This window comes from Hahella sp. NBU794, assembly GCF_050749805.1.
Lineage (GTDB): Bacteria > Pseudomonadota > Gammaproteobacteria > Pseudomonadales > Oleiphilaceae > Hahella.
Map to the genome: position 1 here is coordinate 3,925,731 of NZ_CP192738.1, position 16,628 is coordinate 3,942,358.

A 16,628-nucleotide genomic window follows, 5' to 3' on the forward strand; every position below is an offset into this window, starting at 1 on the left:
ACTCATATCAATGCCAAACACGTTAAGCCTGAATTCCAACAACCTCAGTTCTCCATCAGCCTGGATAAAAAAAGGTCAATATCCTGATTCATCAACTTATGCTCATCTGGGGACATTTCGATCGCAACGAAAAACGCTTCCCCACTTTTTTGGGTAACCAGATAAAACTCTTTGACATAGCTTGCATCGATATCCACAAACGCAGCGCTCCCACTTTGCTCAATACCATTTAAGCCAAGCCTGCTAATTTCCCTAAATACGGGCTCGCTTTTCTCGGTGGCCGCCACTAAAAACGAGTCCGAAAACCTATTGTATTGCGTAACCAGTTTCTGCAAATCAAAATTATTCTCTTCCTTTAAGTCCTGGACATTCTCAGCTGTGTATATCTCCACGTTTACAATGGCGTCATCCACGGCATCGAAAGACAAAAACCGAGTCCCCCAAATTTGATAGGAATCCTCCGTCGCGCGCCAACCACCGGGGATAGTCATCGTAAAACCATCTTTGGTATACGTTTTTACTTCTGCAGGCTCTCCTCCACACGAGATAATAAAAAACAGCGCAGAAAGCACAATAGAAATACGAACGCAATTAACTGCCTTTTCAGGCGTATTCGCTAAAGAAAAAAACACCATTTTCCGCCTTGTCGCTGCTGGATTGTTTGTCGTCATCATAAAAGGGCTTACCGAATGATAAATACCTTTGATCTGGATAACGAATAGACTTCTGGGTTAGCCTTCAGGCCTGTTCAGTTAATCTCGTTACGACTAGGTCCAGGAAACGTCCCATGCACGAACTCGTCAAAGACTACTACGGCAAACAACTGCAAAGTTCCTCTGACCTGAAAACTTCCGCCTGTTGCGACGTCAGCAGTGTTCCCGCCTGGTTGAAGCCTTTATTGGCGCGGATTCATCCAGAGGTGTCCGCCCGTTATTACGGGTGCGGGCTGGTGTGTCCGCCGTTGTTGGAAGGTTGTCGGGTGTTGGACCTGGGCTGTGGCTCCGGGCGTGATGTGTATGCGCTGGCTCAGTTGGTGGGACCCCATGGGCAGGTGGTCGGCGTGGATATGACGGATGAGCAGTTGCAGGTCGCCCGATCTCATCAGGCCTGGCATGCAGAGCAGTTTGGATTCGATAACGTGCGCTTTTTGCAGGGTTATATTGAGAAACTGGACGAGCTGGATCTTGAGCCTGGGTCTTTTGACGTCATCGTCTCCAATTGCGTGATTAATCTGTCGCCGGATAAAACGTCTGTATTGCGTGGATTACACCGCCTGTTAAAGCCCGGCGGAGAGTTTTACTTCTCGGATGTGTACGCCGACAGACGGGTTCCCGACGCCCTGCGGGAAGACCCCACCCTCTATGGCGAGTGTCTGGGCGGCGCGCTGTACTGGAACGACTTCCTGCGACTGGCGCATCAGACCGGCTTCGCCGACCCGCGTTTAGTGGAAGACAGGCCACTGGTTATTACTGATAACAGTCTTGCGGACCGTATCGGCAGTATTAATTTTTACTCCGCCACCTACAGGCTGTTCAAAATAGACGAACTGGAAACCGCTTGTGAGGACTACGGTCAGGCGGTTATTTACCAAGGAACCATTCCAGATCATCCCCATCAGTTCATGCTCGACAAACACCATGCGATAGAAACCGGCCGCGTATTCCCGGTCTGCGGCAATACCTGGCGTATGCTGTGCGACACGCGATTCGCCAATCACTTTCAGTTTATCGGGGACTTTAGCCGACACTATGGCATCTTTGAAGGATGCGGAACCGCGGCTCCCTTTGACGGCGCATCGCCTTCAGTCAGCGCAGACGCTCCCTGTTGTTAGCCTCTTGAGTGCGCGTCCGATCTGACGCGCACTCGCCTTTCAGATCCCGGCTACAGGTTCTCAATCTCGTACTGCAGGCTCGCCATGTAATCGCTCAAGCGGTAGGTCGAACCGCTGACATTACTGAACTGGGACGCCACATAGCGCGCCAGAGTCTGCTTGTTCTTTTCGCCGAATTGCAGATAGATCGTATTCAGGAAAGCGCTGTTGGGGAATTCGCGCAGGGCTTCATTAAGCGTGGGGATAAACGCCTTGTTTTCCCGCCCCAGCCCAACCACGTAACTGTTGGCGAACTTCTCCTTCTTGAGAATTTTCCAGCCGTATTCGTCCACTTCTTTCAGAGCGTCGCTCTTGCCCGCATTGGCGTATAAGAATCCCAGCAAGTCGTAATACAGCGGCTCTTGAGGGAACTGCGCCGCGTAGCTTTTCAGTTGCGCGCCATACCTGTCGAAAAGCTGGCTGGGCGTCGCCGCCTTTAACGTGGTCAATTGCGCGAAAATCTTGCGGATCAGCGTTGCGGAAACAGGCAATTGGTTATCTGGCGGTGAAATTTTCAGCGCCTGTAATCGTTGCAGCAGCTCCCCTTGCGAGAGCCGGTCGATATCCTGACACAAACGTAGTTGCGCAGCTTGCGGCGAGTTGGCGTCCGTCACCGTCCTGGCGATTAACGCTCTGTCGAACGCCAGGTAATCTTCTTTCGGGCGCTGATTCCACCAGTCTATTTCCCAGTTCGAATCCAACGCCCACAGGTCGCACAGCTTATCCGCCGCTCCCGCCTCAATATCACGAATAAACGCTTCCCGGCGCGCCTCCTGATGGCTATCGGAGAACAGCGTATACATGCCTTTTTCTATGGCGATATGGTGCTCGCTGAAGTCGGATTTACGCCAGGCGTTGAACGCCTTATCCACGTCCCCCTGCATCAGATAGGCATGGGTGATATACGCCCAGGCGATGGGATTCAGTCCCTCTGGTCTGGCCCTGACCAGTCTTTCGTAATAGCGCAGCGCACTCTGGAATTGGCTGTTGCGATGTTCATGCATGCCTCGTTCATAGAGGATCATGGGGTTGTCCGGCTCCAGGCGTTCGGCGCGAATCATATAGCTGTAGCTGACGTTCGGGTCGAGCTGGTAGAGCATGTTGCCGAGAATGAAATAGTCATAGACGGACTTGGCGTCGTCAGGGGTCAGGCTCTGCAGGCGATGTATCGCCTCACTGGCTTTCCCCTCGACAAAGAGCTGATGAAATTCTTCTCCGTCAGAATAGGCGATATACACCGCCCCAGCCTTCTCCGCTTCCTGTTTGAACGTATCAAAATCAACCGCCTGCAGATTCGCGATCCACAGAACGTTGATGAGAAGAGAAAACCACCATGGACAGACAGAAGGTAAATGCTTGGACTCTTTTCTGGTATCTCTCATAGACAGCACCCGCCGATGGCATCGGCCTTGTTGATGATCCATGCAGAGACGTTTTGCAGTGGTCCGGAACGTCGCCTCACGCGTAGTAAAACTAACTCCAGGCTTTCCCGGCTATACCTTAATTATAGTGGAGGGAAAAAAGCCTGCCGGGCGCGGATTAACAAAATTTACACCGAAAACATCCAATGGTTATTTACCGCAATTTTTCAATCACTTAACATCGACGTCTGACTCACCCAGGGGCGTTTTCGCTCAGGCGGAGCCATCTCATGCAGCCTGCGCTGTCCCCTAAACGCCCTGCGTCACTCACACCCAGAGAACAGGACTTCATCCCATGATCAAACTGCACCACCTCAACAAATCCCGCTCCCGCCGCATCATCTGGCTGCTGGAGGAAATCGGTCAGCCTTACAGCGTGATTCCCTATCAGCGGGATAAAACCACGTCGCTGGCGCCACCGGAATTGACCCAGATTCACCCCCTGGGCAAATCCCCGGTGATCGAAGTGGACGACATTGTGCTGCCGGAATCCGGCGCGATTACAGAGTTCCTGATTGAACGCTACGCCGCGGACAAACTGGCCCCAGTCCGCGACAGCAAGTCATACGCGGAGTACCTGTACTGGATTCATTTCTCGGAAAGCTCGGCGATTCTGCCGTTACTACTGAAGCTGTTTCTCGACATGGACGGGACTGAAACCCGCTTCCTGCAGGGATATGCGCAGTCGGAAATCAGCAAGGTGATCGGACATCTCGAGCAGTCTCTGGAAGGCAAAGACTATCTGGTCGATAACCGACTCACTGGCGCGGATATCATGATGTCTTTCATTCTGGATTTTGTGCAGCGCAGCGGCGCGATGGCCAAGTATCCCAATATTCAGCGCTATCAGGGCGTGTTGGAGAAACATGCCGGCTATCAGGCGGCGCTGGAGATTGAAGCCAAGTACGACGCGGCTTAGTTCGTAACAGCCAGCGCACGTTATCCTCAGCGTGCGCTGGGCTACAAGGGAGAGAGCCTGCTTACTGCAAACGCAGCTCGCAAGCGATCGGATAATGATCGGAAGGCGGATAATCCCCTTCACGATATTTTTCTAAAGCACAGCCCACCGCGCTGACGCCGGACCCGACCACATGATCAAGCTGAGGTCCGGGCTGTACATTCCAGCCGTTGAACGTGCCGCCAGTGAAGAAACTGGACAACGGGGTCTGATTCACCAGGGTATTCACCGGCCCGCTGCCGGGTGACGCGTTAAGATCGCCCAACAGCACTGTCGGCATGCTCCAGTTCTGATTCACCTCACCCAGACGGTCTCTCAGAATATTGGCGGAGCCCTGCTGGGAATTGCCGTCTACACCCCAGTGGGTATTGATGAACACCAGCTCACGACCGTCGGCGTTGCGGCGCATTTTCGCCCACTCCGCACTGCGTGGGCCCCACACATCCGCCACCAGATCAATCAGGCCGCCATCCACATAGGTGTAGAGGTCGGAGCGATAGAGAATCTGACGGTAGCTGGTGGCGCCCCAATTCGCGCCCAGGGTGTTTTTGATAAAGTCATACTGTCCGCCGGTTGGCTCCTGCAGGCCCAGTAAATCCGGGTTCTGGCGCTGAATCGTACGCACCACCTCGCCCTTGCGTTGGCTCCAGTTGCGTTCGCCCGGGTCGTTCGCCTGCTCCGTGCGAACGTTGAACGTCATCACGCGAACGCTGCCCCCCTCACCGCCGACAGGACAACCGCTGGCGTCAACCTGAGTTCCCGCTGGCGTATTGGGGCACTGATCCAGATTATCGGCGACGCCGTCATTGTCACTGTCAGAATCGCTATGAGTGAGAATATTCAGCCAGTTCAGATTGAACTCGCCCACGCTCGCCTCCACCCGCACACGATGCTCGCCCTGATCCACGGAGAAAGTTCCAATGGGAAGCGTGCGATAGGACTGCCAGCCTCCGGTATTGGCGACGGAGCCCTGTCCCACTTCCGTTCCATCCACCAGCACGCGGAAGCGACCGCCGCCCACAGCGGAGGCGACGCGGGCCGTCAGATCATACTCGCCGGCGCCCAGCGTCACGTTGTACTCCAGCCATTCAGAGCCGGCGATCCAGCCCACGTTGTGACCACCGTCGATATCGCCGCTGACTTCGATGTCCACGTCGTCATTACGATGAGCGCCGCCCTGATTGCCGGGGGTAGTGTCGAAGTAGGCGTCATAGTCTTCCGCCTGCACGGTGACATTTTCGGTTCGCACCACCGTACAGCCGTTCTCGTCCACCTCGTCGCCGGCGGGCGTGCCCGGGCACAAATCCCGCTCGTCCTTGACCCCGTCGCCATCGCTGTCGATGACATCCATGGAACGAATTTCCATCCAGTTAAGATTCAGCTCGCCGCCATACAGTTCAACCCGCATTGTGTGCTGCCCGCGTTCGACACTGAAGCTGCCTACTTCTTGCGTCGCGAACTGCTGCCAGCCGCCAGTGGCGTCGACGGTTTTTGAACCAACCAGATCTCCGTCAATGAATACGGCGTATTTGCCATTGCCCACCAGGGAGGCGACGCGCGCGTCGAGACTGTACTGCCCCTGGCCCAGCGTGACGCTGTACTCCAGCCATTCGTTGGCGTCGGTCCAGCCGATGTTGTAGCCGCCGTCCACGTCAGAGGTAGTTTCAATATCGACATCGTCTTCACGGTAAGCGCCGCCGTTGTTGCCGGGGGTGGTGTCGTAGAAGGCGCTGTAGTCTTCCGCCTGCACTTTCACCTTGTCGGTCACGATGATCTGACAGCCCACTTCATCCACGTCTGCGCCCGCCGGCGTGTTGGGACACTGATCGATGCTGTCCTCCACGCCATCGCCGTCCGCATCCTGCTCCAGAGGGCAACCGTCCGCGCCGACTGGCGTACCCGCAGGCGTGCCGGGACACATGTCCTCATTGTCGTTGACGCCGTCGTTATCGCTGTCCACCACTACGGGACCGCCTCCGCCTGTCCAAAGAATATCGTCAATGGCGAAAGCGAAGTCCGCTCCCGGCAATTGACCGTCTTTGCTCAGAATAGCGAAAGGATATTGGATAGAGCGCAGGTCAATCAGCGGGCCGCGCAGCTCTGACACAGGGATGCTGACTTCGCCCCATTCTCCGTTACGGGTCAGGCCGTATTTATCTTCAAAAGCGGGGAAATCCAGCCAGTTCTGGTTGGTATGGGTGTCTGTCACGCCGATGCGGAAAGAAACGTCGGCGGGAATCTTGATGCGGAATTTCAGCTCGCCTTCGTCAAACTTGCTCAAATTGACCGGTTGCCGCGCCTGAATACCGCCGCCAAACCAAGTGTTGGCCTTGGCTTTCCAGGAGATGACTTTGTCGCCTTCATAAGGCGCTTCCGAGCCGCCAGACGTGGTTTGATCCCACACATAGATATCGGATGAAGAGCCAGCTTCCAGTTTGTTGGTGGTGGCGCTTTCATCGGTAAACACGCCAAAGGTTCCGGTTTCCGGGCCAGGACGGCCGAGTTTGACTTCGCCTTGTCCATCCAGCTCATACACGCGGATGTAGTCCACCAGCATTTTGCCCGGCAGCGGCGCGGACACCTGACCGTTGTCATGCGCGTCGGTGAAATTCCCACCCACCGCCAGATTCAACAGGAAATAGAACGGCGCCTGGAATTCTTCCGCCTCTCCGCCAATGGCGATTGGGTTATCGTACAGGTCATGCTCCTGGCCGTTATCCACGATGGCGAAGCGGATCTGAGACTCTGTCCAGTACAGACGATAAGTGACGAAGCGATTGCTCAACGGCGTCGGCGCCACATAGGCGTTGTCAGTGTTCCAGGCGGTGCTGGCGGCGCAGGAGGGATTTTCCGGCACGCAGGCTGAGTCCGCATAGAAAATCAGGTTGGAGCCGACGTAGTTGTTGATGGGGGCGCCATCGTGCCCGGCGTTCTTGCGTCCCGCCGCGCTGTGGCCCATTTCCATGATATCGATTTCACCTTTGGCCGGCCAATTGGCGGTGCTGGTGCCCAGCATCCAGGCCGCCGGCCACAAACCAACGCCGACTTCCGGCGCCTGCATGCGGATTTCGATCATGCCGTAGCGAACGGAGACGGCGTCTTTAGTGGTGATTTTGCCTGACGTAAAGGCTTTGCCGCTGACATCCTGGCGACGAGCCTCAATCACCAAGGCATGATTGCCCGGCTCTGCGGGAATCTCTTCAATAGACAAATTGTCCTTGGCATACCACTGCAATTCCTGGTTGCCCCAACCGCACAGGCTCGGACAGCCATCGCCCTCGTCGACATTCCAGACGGAAGGGTTCAACGAGTCAAAATCTTCTTCCCACAACAACGCGCCGACATCCGCCTGCGCCATGGCAGCGGACAGCGCCGACAACATAAACAGCCCGGCCCTGGCGGCGGAACGCCGTGGTGATTCCTTGTTGTCCTGTACAAACGCCATGATTACCCCCTTTGTAATTCTATGATTTCCGTTAATGAAAACGCTTTCATAAATTGCCTAAAAAAAAGCCCGGGGGCAATGGGCTTTTTGGGTTAATCCTTCACCAGTTACAAATCTGTGAGGGGGATATCAGTTTTTTGATCAATGGGCGACCAGATCAAGATTCATGCAAACGCTTGCTGTCGGTATGGGTCGCGCTCATATCGCGTATCAGCGTCGGGCCGACTTTTTCTTCGATGGAAAGCAGAACTTCCCGCCGCATGCCGAAGTAGAAACAGGCTTCCGCCGCCACGAACAACGGTCCGATAATCAGACCACTCAGATCGTCCACAAACGCAGGTTTGCGCCCTTCATAATAATGGCCAACAAACTGAAACACCCAGCCCACCACAAACAATCCGATGCCTGCACTCAACCACACTGCCTGCGATTGCGCCGCCAGCGCAGCAGCGCCCCAAAGTGTCAGGGCATACAAAACCGCCATCAACAACGCAAAAGCGAAATCCAACATCAAATAAAAAACCAGCGAGGCGATCACCACAATCATCGCTGGCGTCGTTGCGCTACCGAACAGCTCGAAGCTCGTCCGCGACAGCAACGTAGCGATGGACAGCACTATCATGGGAATGCCGATAAAATGGGTGGCGATATTGCGGCGGTCACGGTGATAAGCCGCATACTGGGTCAAATGCTCGGACAGTGTTTTCATCCCGTTTCTCCCGTTCTCGGACGCCAACGATAATACTCAGGCGTCCATGGTTTATTTTTATGGGTTTAACGAGGAGTATAGGTGAACGACAAGCCCTACTCTGTCGTGTAGATGACACGCCTTGGCGACGCCGGCTTTTTCACCGATCAGGAATTATTGAGTATAAGAATGCGACCTTTTTTGATTGTCTGTTTAACTGCGCTCGCCGCCACGCCAGCATGCGCGGAATCGTCCGCGCAGGATTTGAAGAACGAAGCTGAGGCGTTTTGCGAAGTCCATAATCCCAAGTATTGGCCTGACGTTGATTCAATGAGTCTCGAACAGTACCGAACCAAGCTGGGTGATAAAATCTCCGAAGTAGTCAAATCCAAAGAATTCAGAGCCGCCTTGGCGCAGAGCGTCGATATGGGCTATGACGCATATAAAAAGAACTATCAGGGCAACATGTATGTATTCAGCCGCGATCAGGTCAGACGCGTCCTGAGCGATTCCTCCTGGGATTGCGAATACATGAAGTTTCATTACGAAGAGCCCGAAGCCGCCGATTAAGGCGGCTTGGCGATCACTGCGAAAGCGCCATCAGTCAGGCGCAATATAGAGCTTGATGGCGCCATGGCGCAGTAGCGCTTTGTCGTCCAGACCTATGCGCGCCACCTGGATTTTCCAGGCGCCGGCGGCGTTTTCGTCATGGAAATCCGTGATGAAATGATCCGCCAGTTGCAGGTCGTAGTCATTGAAGCTGCCGTTTTTATCGTGCAGCACATACTCCGTGCCCGCCGGGGACAGCAGAGTGACTTTATAGCCGCCCAACCAGGCGCCGCTGATCGCCAGATCCACGGCAACGCCTTTGACTTTGCCCACCGCATGCTGAGGCAGCACGATTTCCGTGGTCTCGCCTTTGGGCAGAGTGACGTCCTCGGTCTGCAACGTGCGCTCGGTCAGCTCCGCAGCGACCAGCGGACGCCCGCGCAAACGCAGGTCCCAGTGATTGAGCACGCCTTCCTGGAACGGCGAGGCGTCGATCACTTGCAGGAACCACAGCCCTTGCGAGGGGATATTGCGCATCTGCGGCAGTCGATATGAGCGCACCAGATCATCTTCCGTCAAGCCGCCCCGCTCCCGCAGACGAAAGCTCCGTCCGTCCGGCGACAACAGGTTGACCAGCAAATCGCCGCGCCAGGGATGAAGGATATCCAGACTCACTGCGGCGTCCCACAGCTCCAGATTCTCGGACACCAGCATCGGACTCCATAGCCCACGGGAATTATGGTCAGGAATGGGCGTCGCTTCGCCGTTGGCGTAATCGAAATCCCGCGTTCCTTGCGGCAGCACATTGACGGTGATGCGCTTGGCGCTTTTGAAGGGCTGGCTCGCCTTATCGCTTTCCACGCCTTTAAGCTCCACGAAATAGCGCCCCACCGGCGTCTCCGCGCCGACGCTAAAAGTCATATCGCCGCTTTCATTCGCTTGCAAGGCCCGGGGAAGCTGTACGTAAACGCCAGCCTGAGGCTGCGAAACGGACAGATCCGCCATTCCGCTCCAGTCGAACAAAGGCTGCAAACACGCCGTCAACGAACGCATCTCGCCCTGGGGAATATCCACCACGTCCGTTTCCGGGGCGATGCGAAAGCCCGGCCGATCATCCGCCGCCAGCAGCGCTTTTTCCAGATTCAGGCGGCGTCCGTCAGGAATTTTGCCCTGTAGCGCGGCGACCTGATCGGCGCCGTCCAGCAACGCCTGTTTCAGCGCTTGCGCGTCCAGGTCCGGGTTATGCGCCGCCATCAGCCCCAAGGTTCCGGTGATCATCGGCGCAGCCATGGAGGTGCCACTGAGAGAGCCGTAGGCGTGATTGGGCAAGGTGGAATAGATATCCGATCCTGGCGCTGCAATATGCACTTTCTCCAGCCCGTAATTGGAAAAGCCGGACAACTCCCCTTCCCGATCCGTGCTGGCGACCGAGACAATGGCCGGGTTGTCGTAATTCGAGGGAAAGTGTCCGTAATGATCATTGTTGCGGCCGTCATTGCCCGCGGAGAACACCATCAGCACGCCCGCGGCTTCCACTCGTTGGATAGCCTCTTCCATCGCCTGACCGGGCGCGCCGCCGCCCCAGCTGTTGTTGATCGCCGCCAGCGCTTCGCCGCGGCGCTTGAGGTCCACCATGTAGTCCATGCAGGCGATCGCGTCGGAGGTGTAACCGAAGCCATCCTCGTCGATGAAGGCGCAGGTGACCAAGGCGCCACGCCAGTTGACGCCGACGCCGCCCAGGCCGTTATCGCCCACCGCCGCCATGATACCGGCGACATGGGTGCCGTGCTTGTTAGCGTCCATCGGATCGCCGCTACGCTTCACCACGTTGACGCCATAGATATCGTCCACGTAGCCATTACCGTCGTCGTCGCGGCCGTTATTGGGGATTTCGCCAGGGTTGATCCACAGGTTGTCCTGCAAATCCTCATGGCGGTAGTCCACGCCGCTGTCGATCATGCCCAGCAGTACGTGCGTATCGCCGGTTTGCAGATTCCAGGCGTCCAAAGCGCGAATGTCGTTGTTGCGATCGTCGACGTTGAACAAGGCCCACTGCTCAGTCAGCGCAGGGTCGTCCGGCGTTGCGTCCATACGCAATGGATAATCCGGCTCGGCGTAGGCCACGGCGGGGTCTGCGGCGAAGTGCGCCACCGCCGCCTCCGGCGTCATGCCATTCAGATCGTAACGCACCAGAGCGCCATCCCGGGTGACCGGATCAGCGGCGGTAACGCCCGCCAACGGCGCAGCGCGCCGGACACCATGAGCCAGAGCATCGCTTTTGTATTTCACCAGCACCGCTTTCACCGGCGGCGCTTCCGGTTCCGCCCAGGCGACGGTGGACAAGGACAATAAACAGGGAAACAGCGCCACCCCGGCGCTGCAAAGATATTTACGCATATTGGACCTCCGACCAATCAATTAAATCCGATATTCCTTTCAGATCCGATTGCAAACGGCGCCATGACTCAATAAAAGTTCACAGCGTCATCGCGTCGATATTGTTAAATACCTTCTCATCAGCGTTTTCAGGCTTGGTGGGCGGATTATTTTTAAAAGAGTGAGCGCCCAGAACCGGGCAGTCTATCTGAGGGAGAAAATACTGTCTTGGGTAGAAAAGCAGGTGGCGCAGGGAGAAATCTGCTTGATCCCGCCGCGATGGCGGCGTCAGCAACGTCTATGTTTTCAGACTGGAACGCTCGTCCGCCCATACAATGCTGTCGCGGTACAACTTACTGATGGCGGGGCCGTTCAAGCCCAGCTCTTCCAGCTGCGCCCAGGGAATATTCTGCATATCACAGCGTTCATACAGACGCACGGTAATCAACGCCAGCCCGGCCTTGCCCTCGCCTCTAAGCAAAGCATCGATCACCATCGTGGAAAGCGGAAGTTTGCTGAGGATTTCCTCGATTGTGCGGTCAAAAAACGCATCCAGCGTGGAAAACAGGCCAATGGTGAAATAGGTGTCGCGCTTATCCGGTTCGATAGTCGCGGCAATCTGTTCGCACATACGGGCGCGAATCAGCGCAATGACAATCAGCGCTTTCGGTTTGTCTTCAATGCCGGACAGCGCCAGCAACATCACCCAGGCGCGCAGTTGCTCCAGCCCCAGCAACACCGCGGCCTTGTGAATGGAGTCAATCGGTTGCGGACGCCGGAACGAAATGGAGTTGATCAGTTGCAGCAGTTTGACGCTCAGGGGCGGATCGCTTGCGATGGTTTTCACAATCTGATCGAAGGAGGCGTCCGGATTCTGCACCATGGCGATCAAACGCAGCACCGCCAGCTTGCTCTGAGGCATTTTGCGACCGGTGACGATCTCCGGCTTGCTGAAGAAATACCCCTGAAACAGCTCACAGCCGTTATTGAGGCAGAATTCGAAGTCGTCATGCGTCTCGATTTTTTCCGCCAGCAAACGCACTTTCTTGCGTTTACGGATCTTGTCCACCAAGCCTTTAAACGCGCCCTTCTCAATCGCCGGAAACTCCAGCTTTACGATGGAGGCGTACTCCAGCAGCACTTCCTGTTTGCTATGCAGATCGTAGTCATCCAGGGCGATGGTGTAGCCGCGTTTGGCCAAGCGCGCCACGGCCTCACAGACTTCCTTAGTGGGCTCGACTGACTCCAGAATCTCGATGACCAACAGGTCTTTTGGAAACGGCGGCGGCTCCATCAACAACTGTTCAGTGAAGTTAACGAACGCCAGATGGCCGGAAGTAACTTCCTGAATGCTTTTTTCAGTAAACGCATTGAGCAGCACCACAGAAGTGGCTTTATCGCCATCCAGAATAGGACCGGCGGCGGGATCATTGGAACGAAACAGCAACTCATACCCCACTATTTCCAGCGATGCGTCGACGATAGGTTGGCGGGCGAGCAGTATCTGTTCCATGAGTGGTCGCGATATATCCTCGGGAGGGGTATGTTTGGAATGTAGAAGTGGACGCAGGTTACGTCAAGGCAGGGGTCCGATCAGTTTTGTCTATCGAAACGCCTGCTTAAAACCCGTCCCGGCGCGACCGTCATTGCAGCCTTGCACTTTGCAAATCCAAGTATCGAACTTGCTCGCCGGAGGCCATATAGATCAGGATTTCGCGCATACGCTCAGGGTTCAATCGCCTACCGTCCACTGCGCGCAACGGGTTCAGGGAAAAGCAGTGTTGCGACCAGGCGGCGTAGATATCCTGCTCAAATGTCGCGCTGCTCTTGTAGTTGACCGAGTCCGCATCGCCAATACGCACAACCAGTCTTCCTTTCCCTGTTTCAGTATGGGTTCTTACGGTCAGACAGAGCTGCGAATACCCGCCCCAGGAACGGTCTGGATTGACGAACTCAAACCCAAACCAACGCCCAGCTCCTGACCGCGCCCGAATAAACGCCTGCTTCCCGTTTTCCTCTTGCCCATTTCCTTCAGGCGCTTCCTGCAGCAGCAAAATCTTCGGCGTTCCCAACCCGCGCCAGGAGTTTTGTGTGGTCAACGGCGACGCCATCGCCAATAACTCAGGAAACGCCAGGCTCTGTCGCATCACCCACCAGAGTCCAGCGCCCCGCCAGCAAATCGCGCCTAGCATCAGGCCAATCGCCAGGATGCGAAACAACGCCGCCCGCCCCGAATGCTCGCTAAAGCCAATAGCGCCCCACAGCCACCCCGCCATCAGGCCCGCCATACCCATCAAGGCGTCCTCCAGGCTGCGGCTTCGTCCCACCAGAGGCTGCGCCAGCTCCAGCATGATCAGCAAAGCGGTCAACGCCAGGATGCGCGCAAGCGGACGTCTCGCCAACCAAGGGGCCAGCATGGGCGTAATCAGATAAAGAATGAACCCAGCCGGAAGGTGCGCGAGATTCATCAGCTCTCCCATAAAGCGCGGCCAGGGCCAGGACTTCACCGGCCAAAACGCGCCAGCCGCCAAGGCCGCTATGACCAGCAACGCGCCGGTGGTCGACCAGTAACGGGTCTGCTTTTCCGTCATGCTTTCGTTTCCTGGTGAGTTTTGCCTACATGCGTTTTACCCGCATGTGTTGTACCTGCATTAGCTTTACCTGCCAAAGCAGGTTTTATGCCCAAGTCCCATGCCCCGTCAGCACTGTATTTATCCGCCTTTAGCGATTTTGCATTGGCGGATTGCAATGCAAATCGGGAGCGGCTTTACCGAAAAGCCATCTATTCAACGTAACTTCGCAAGCCTAAAATTTACGTCAGTCCCTCTAAAACCCTTTTAAAAACAGAGCCCAATATCAGCACAGAAGCTTCTGGCTTGAATCTTGATTGAGTATGTATAAACACGTACCAGAAGGTGACGCCAATGCGACCGTTACATGTAAGTCCACACAGCACAATGCCGCCGAAAACTGTCCTGTTGACCTTGGACAGCCGTGGCTACGGCGGCATAGAAACGCACATCTCACACCTCGCCCCTGGCCTGCAGGCCCATGGCGTCAATGTGATTTTAGCGTTGCTGGCGGACTACGGAGCGCATCCTCTGGAAAAGCAACTTTCCGCCAGCGGCGTCCCGACTGTGAAGCTAAAACGGGGCTTGCGGGAGCTGATTGACCTGCTGAAATCGACCTCCGCCGATGTCCTGCATACTCACGGTTACAAGGCGGGAGTCATGGGTCGTCTGGCCGGCGCCGCAACAGGCGCGCCTTGCGTCTCGACGTTCCACAACGGCGATCGCGGCGCAGGCAAGCTCCGGCTTTATACATTGATTGATAAGCTAAGCGCGGGCCTCTCCACCAACATTTGCGTCAGTCGCGACATCCAACAAAGACTGCGTCCCTGGGCCAGCGAGCTGGTCAACAATTTTATCGACGCGCCGGAGCTGGACCTACCCTGGGAGAACGAGCAAAAGCGAGTGCTGTTTGTAGGCAGGCTGGAGAAAGAGAAAGGGCCTTCCCTTTTTCTCGATATCGCCGCCCGTCTGCCCGAGACGGAATTTCATATGTATGGCTCAGGTTCACTGGAATCCACGCTACGAACGCACGCGCCAGACAATCTGACGCTGCACGGTAGCGAGCCGGACCAGCAGAAAATCTGGCGTAACGCCGATGCGCTGTTGATCACGTCCAACACGGAAGGCCTGCCCTATGCGGCTCTGGAAGCCATGTCCCGCGGCGTCGCGGTGTTCTCCACCGCTGTCGGAGACCTGCCGCAGCTGATAGATCATGGCGAAAACGGGTTTATTTGCGCCGGCGCCGCGGACGCTTTCGTTAACGCTATTGAAAGGTGGCGCACGCAAACGCCTTATGAGCGCCGTTGTCTGCGTATCGCCGCAGCAAACCGCGTCGCGCGCCAGTACAGCGCCACGGCCTGCATTCCCAAGTTACTTTCCATTTACGAAAAAGCCTGCGCTGTTTAAGGCGCCACGAATATGAATACAATCACTCTGCTGAGGGCGTTTTTATGAAGTCGCCAACCGTGTCGAAGAAAGAGATCGAGAACTCAGGCCAACAGTCCGGGATGCAAGTGCTGCTCGTGGACGATGACTTTTTCTTCCGCGAGTACATTTCCCTGCTGCTGGAAGAAGCTGGCCATAAGGTGCTGAAAGCCGCCAGCGCTGAGGAAGGGTTACACATCCTGAAAACCCATCCCTGCTCAATCATCCTCACCGACTGGATGATGCCCGCGTTCTCAGGCCTGGATTTTTGCATACAGGTGCGACGCTGGGAGCAAGGCTATCACTACATCATCCTGTTGACCGGCAAGGAAACCTCTGCGGAAGTGGTGGAAGGGCTCAGCGCCGGCGCCGACGACTTCATCAAAAAATCCGCTTCCCCCAGCGAAGTGATGGCGCGGGTTAAATGCGGCGCGCGCATCATTCAACAACATCGCAAGCTGGAAGAGCAAAAAGAGAAAATCGCCCAGTTGGCGGAGCGCGACCCGTTAACCAACGTCTATAACCGGCACTTTCTGTACACCAAACTGCCTGGGGAGATTAAACGCTCCAAACGCTATCACATCGAGCTATCGGTGATCATGGCCGACATCGACTATTTCAAACGCATCAACGACGGCCACGGCCACCTGATCGGCGATCGCGCCATTAAATTTTTCGCCCACACCCTATCGGAAAACCTGCGCCAGAACGTCGACTGGGTCTGCCGCTATGGCGGCGAAGAATTCGTCATCGTTCTGCCCAACACAGAACTGGAAAAAGGCGTCCGCACCGCAGAAAAACTGCGCACCATTCTCGAACGCTCCGTGATGACCACCGAAAACGGCGAACTCAACTTCACCGCCAGCTTCGGCGTCGCCGCCCTCAGCTCCCTGAAAGGCGTCTACGAAATGGAGTCCCTGCTACAACTGGCGGACGAACGCCTTTATGAGAGCAAAAACAAAGGGCGTAATTGTGTTTCTTTTTGAGTTTTAGAGGGGGCAGGAAATCGTGGGGGTGAGGCTTTTTATAGGAAGATTGGACCGATTAATCCTGGGGAAACAGCATGCGTCTTTATGACGGAATAAACATGCGACCTGTTTTGAGATTAGCGCGCCAATGCTTAATCAAATGAACGGGATAAATCTTCAAACAACTCACTGCCTATCAACCTGGCAGTCGAATCACTATCGTCCATCTGAAAGAGGAAAGATTCAGGGTAAACCATACCCCGTTCGCCCTGAGCCTGTCGAAGGGCTTGAGTATCGTCACCTAGCTAATTTCAGCTCGGTAGGTCGGAAAAGCGCAGCGCCTTCCGACACTCAGCGC

12 protein-coding genes are annotated in these 16,628 nt (G+C 55.7%); 5 read left to right on the top strand and 7 right to left on the bottom strand.

The window, feature by feature from the left end:
• Positions 1 to 44: 44 nt before the first annotated feature.
• Complete coding sequence (locus ACQYWX_RS17335) at positions 45 to 674, bottom strand: hypothetical protein (RefSeq protein ID WP_431685728.1); 630 nt, start codon at positions 672 to 674, stop codon at positions 45 to 47.
• A 113-nt stretch (positions 675 to 787) separates the two neighbouring features.
• Between ACQYWX_RS17335 and ACQYWX_RS17340 the strand changes: the two genes are divergently transcribed.
• Positions 788 to 1,831: a methyltransferase domain-containing protein gene (locus ACQYWX_RS17340; protein ID WP_431685729.1), complete on the top strand. Its 1,044-nt coding sequence runs from the start codon at positions 788 to 790 to the stop codon at positions 1,829 to 1,831.
• A 50-nt stretch (positions 1,832 to 1,881) separates the two neighbouring features.
• Here ACQYWX_RS17340 and ACQYWX_RS17345 read toward each other — a convergent pair whose 3' ends face one another.
• Positions 1,882 to 3,252, bottom strand: a complete 1,371-nt coding sequence (locus tag ACQYWX_RS17345) for a hypothetical protein (protein ID WP_431685730.1) — start codon at positions 3,250 to 3,252, stop codon at positions 1,882 to 1,884.
• Positions 3,253 to 3,586: 334 nt separating this feature from the next.
• Here ACQYWX_RS17345 and ACQYWX_RS17350 point away from each other — a divergent pair, with 334 nt between their 5' ends.
• Positions 3,587 to 4,210 carry a glutathione S-transferase family protein gene (locus tag ACQYWX_RS17350; protein WP_431685731.1) on the top strand — a complete coding sequence of 208 codons (624 nt, stop codon included), beginning with the start codon at positions 3,587 to 3,589 and terminating at the stop codon, positions 4,208 to 4,210.
• 61 nt (positions 4,211 to 4,271) lie between these two features.
• Here ACQYWX_RS17350 and ACQYWX_RS17355 read toward each other — a convergent pair whose 3' ends face one another.
• Entirely contained in the window at positions 4,272 to 7,694 is a 3,423-nt protein-coding gene (locus ACQYWX_RS17355; protein ID WP_431685732.1) for a carbohydrate-binding domain-containing protein, read from the bottom strand.
• A gap of 157 nt (positions 7,695 to 7,851) precedes the next feature.
• Positions 7,852 to 8,403 (bottom strand): DUF962 domain-containing protein, encoded by a 552-nt coding sequence (locus ACQYWX_RS17360; protein WP_431685733.1) that lies wholly within the window; start codon positions 8,401 to 8,403, stop codon positions 7,852 to 7,854.
• 168 nt (positions 8,404 to 8,571) lie between these two features.
• On the opposite strand from ACQYWX_RS17360, the gene ACQYWX_RS17365 reads away from it, so the two are divergent.
• The gene (locus tag ACQYWX_RS17365) at positions 8,572 to 8,952 is read left to right on the top strand and encodes a hypothetical protein (RefSeq protein WP_431685734.1); all 381 of its coding nucleotides are present in this window, start codon (positions 8,572 to 8,574) and stop codon (positions 8,950 to 8,952) included.
• A gap of 30 nt (positions 8,953 to 8,982) precedes the next feature.
• On the opposite strand, the gene ACQYWX_RS17370 is transcribed toward ACQYWX_RS17365, so the two are convergent.
• The 3 genes from ACQYWX_RS17370 to ACQYWX_RS17380 all read right to left on the bottom strand — a co-directional run bounded on the left by ACQYWX_RS17370 (position 8,983) and on the right by ACQYWX_RS17380 (position 13,898).
• Complete coding sequence (locus tag ACQYWX_RS17370) at positions 8,983 to 11,328, bottom strand: S8 family serine peptidase (RefSeq protein WP_431685735.1); 2,346 nt, start codon at positions 11,326 to 11,328, stop codon at positions 8,983 to 8,985.
• 277 nt (positions 11,329 to 11,605) lie between these two features.
• Positions 11,606 to 12,820, bottom strand: coding sequence for an EAL and HDOD domain-containing protein (locus ACQYWX_RS17375; RefSeq protein ID WP_431685736.1), 1,215 nt, complete (start codon positions 12,818 to 12,820; stop codon positions 11,606 to 11,608).
• 130 nt (positions 12,821 to 12,950) lie between these two features.
• On the bottom strand, positions 12,951 to 13,898 hold the full coding sequence (locus ACQYWX_RS17380) for a hypothetical protein (protein ID WP_431685737.1): 948 nt from the start codon (positions 13,896 to 13,898) through the stop codon (positions 12,951 to 12,953).
• Between the two features lie 333 nt (positions 13,899 to 14,231).
• Between ACQYWX_RS17380 and ACQYWX_RS17385 the strand changes: the two genes are divergently transcribed.
• Together ACQYWX_RS17385 and ACQYWX_RS17390 are read left to right on the top strand one after the other, a co-directional pair.
• On the top strand, positions 14,232 to 15,284 hold the full coding sequence (locus ACQYWX_RS17385) for a glycosyltransferase family 4 protein (RefSeq protein WP_431685738.1): 1,053 nt from the start codon (positions 14,232 to 14,234) through the stop codon (positions 15,282 to 15,284).
• Between the two features lie 44 nt (positions 15,285 to 15,328).
• Positions 15,329 to 16,288 (top strand): GGDEF domain-containing response regulator, encoded by a 960-nt coding sequence (locus tag ACQYWX_RS17390; protein ID WP_431685739.1) that lies wholly within the window; start codon positions 15,329 to 15,331, stop codon positions 16,286 to 16,288.
• Positions 16,289 to 16,628 lie beyond the last annotated feature (340 nt).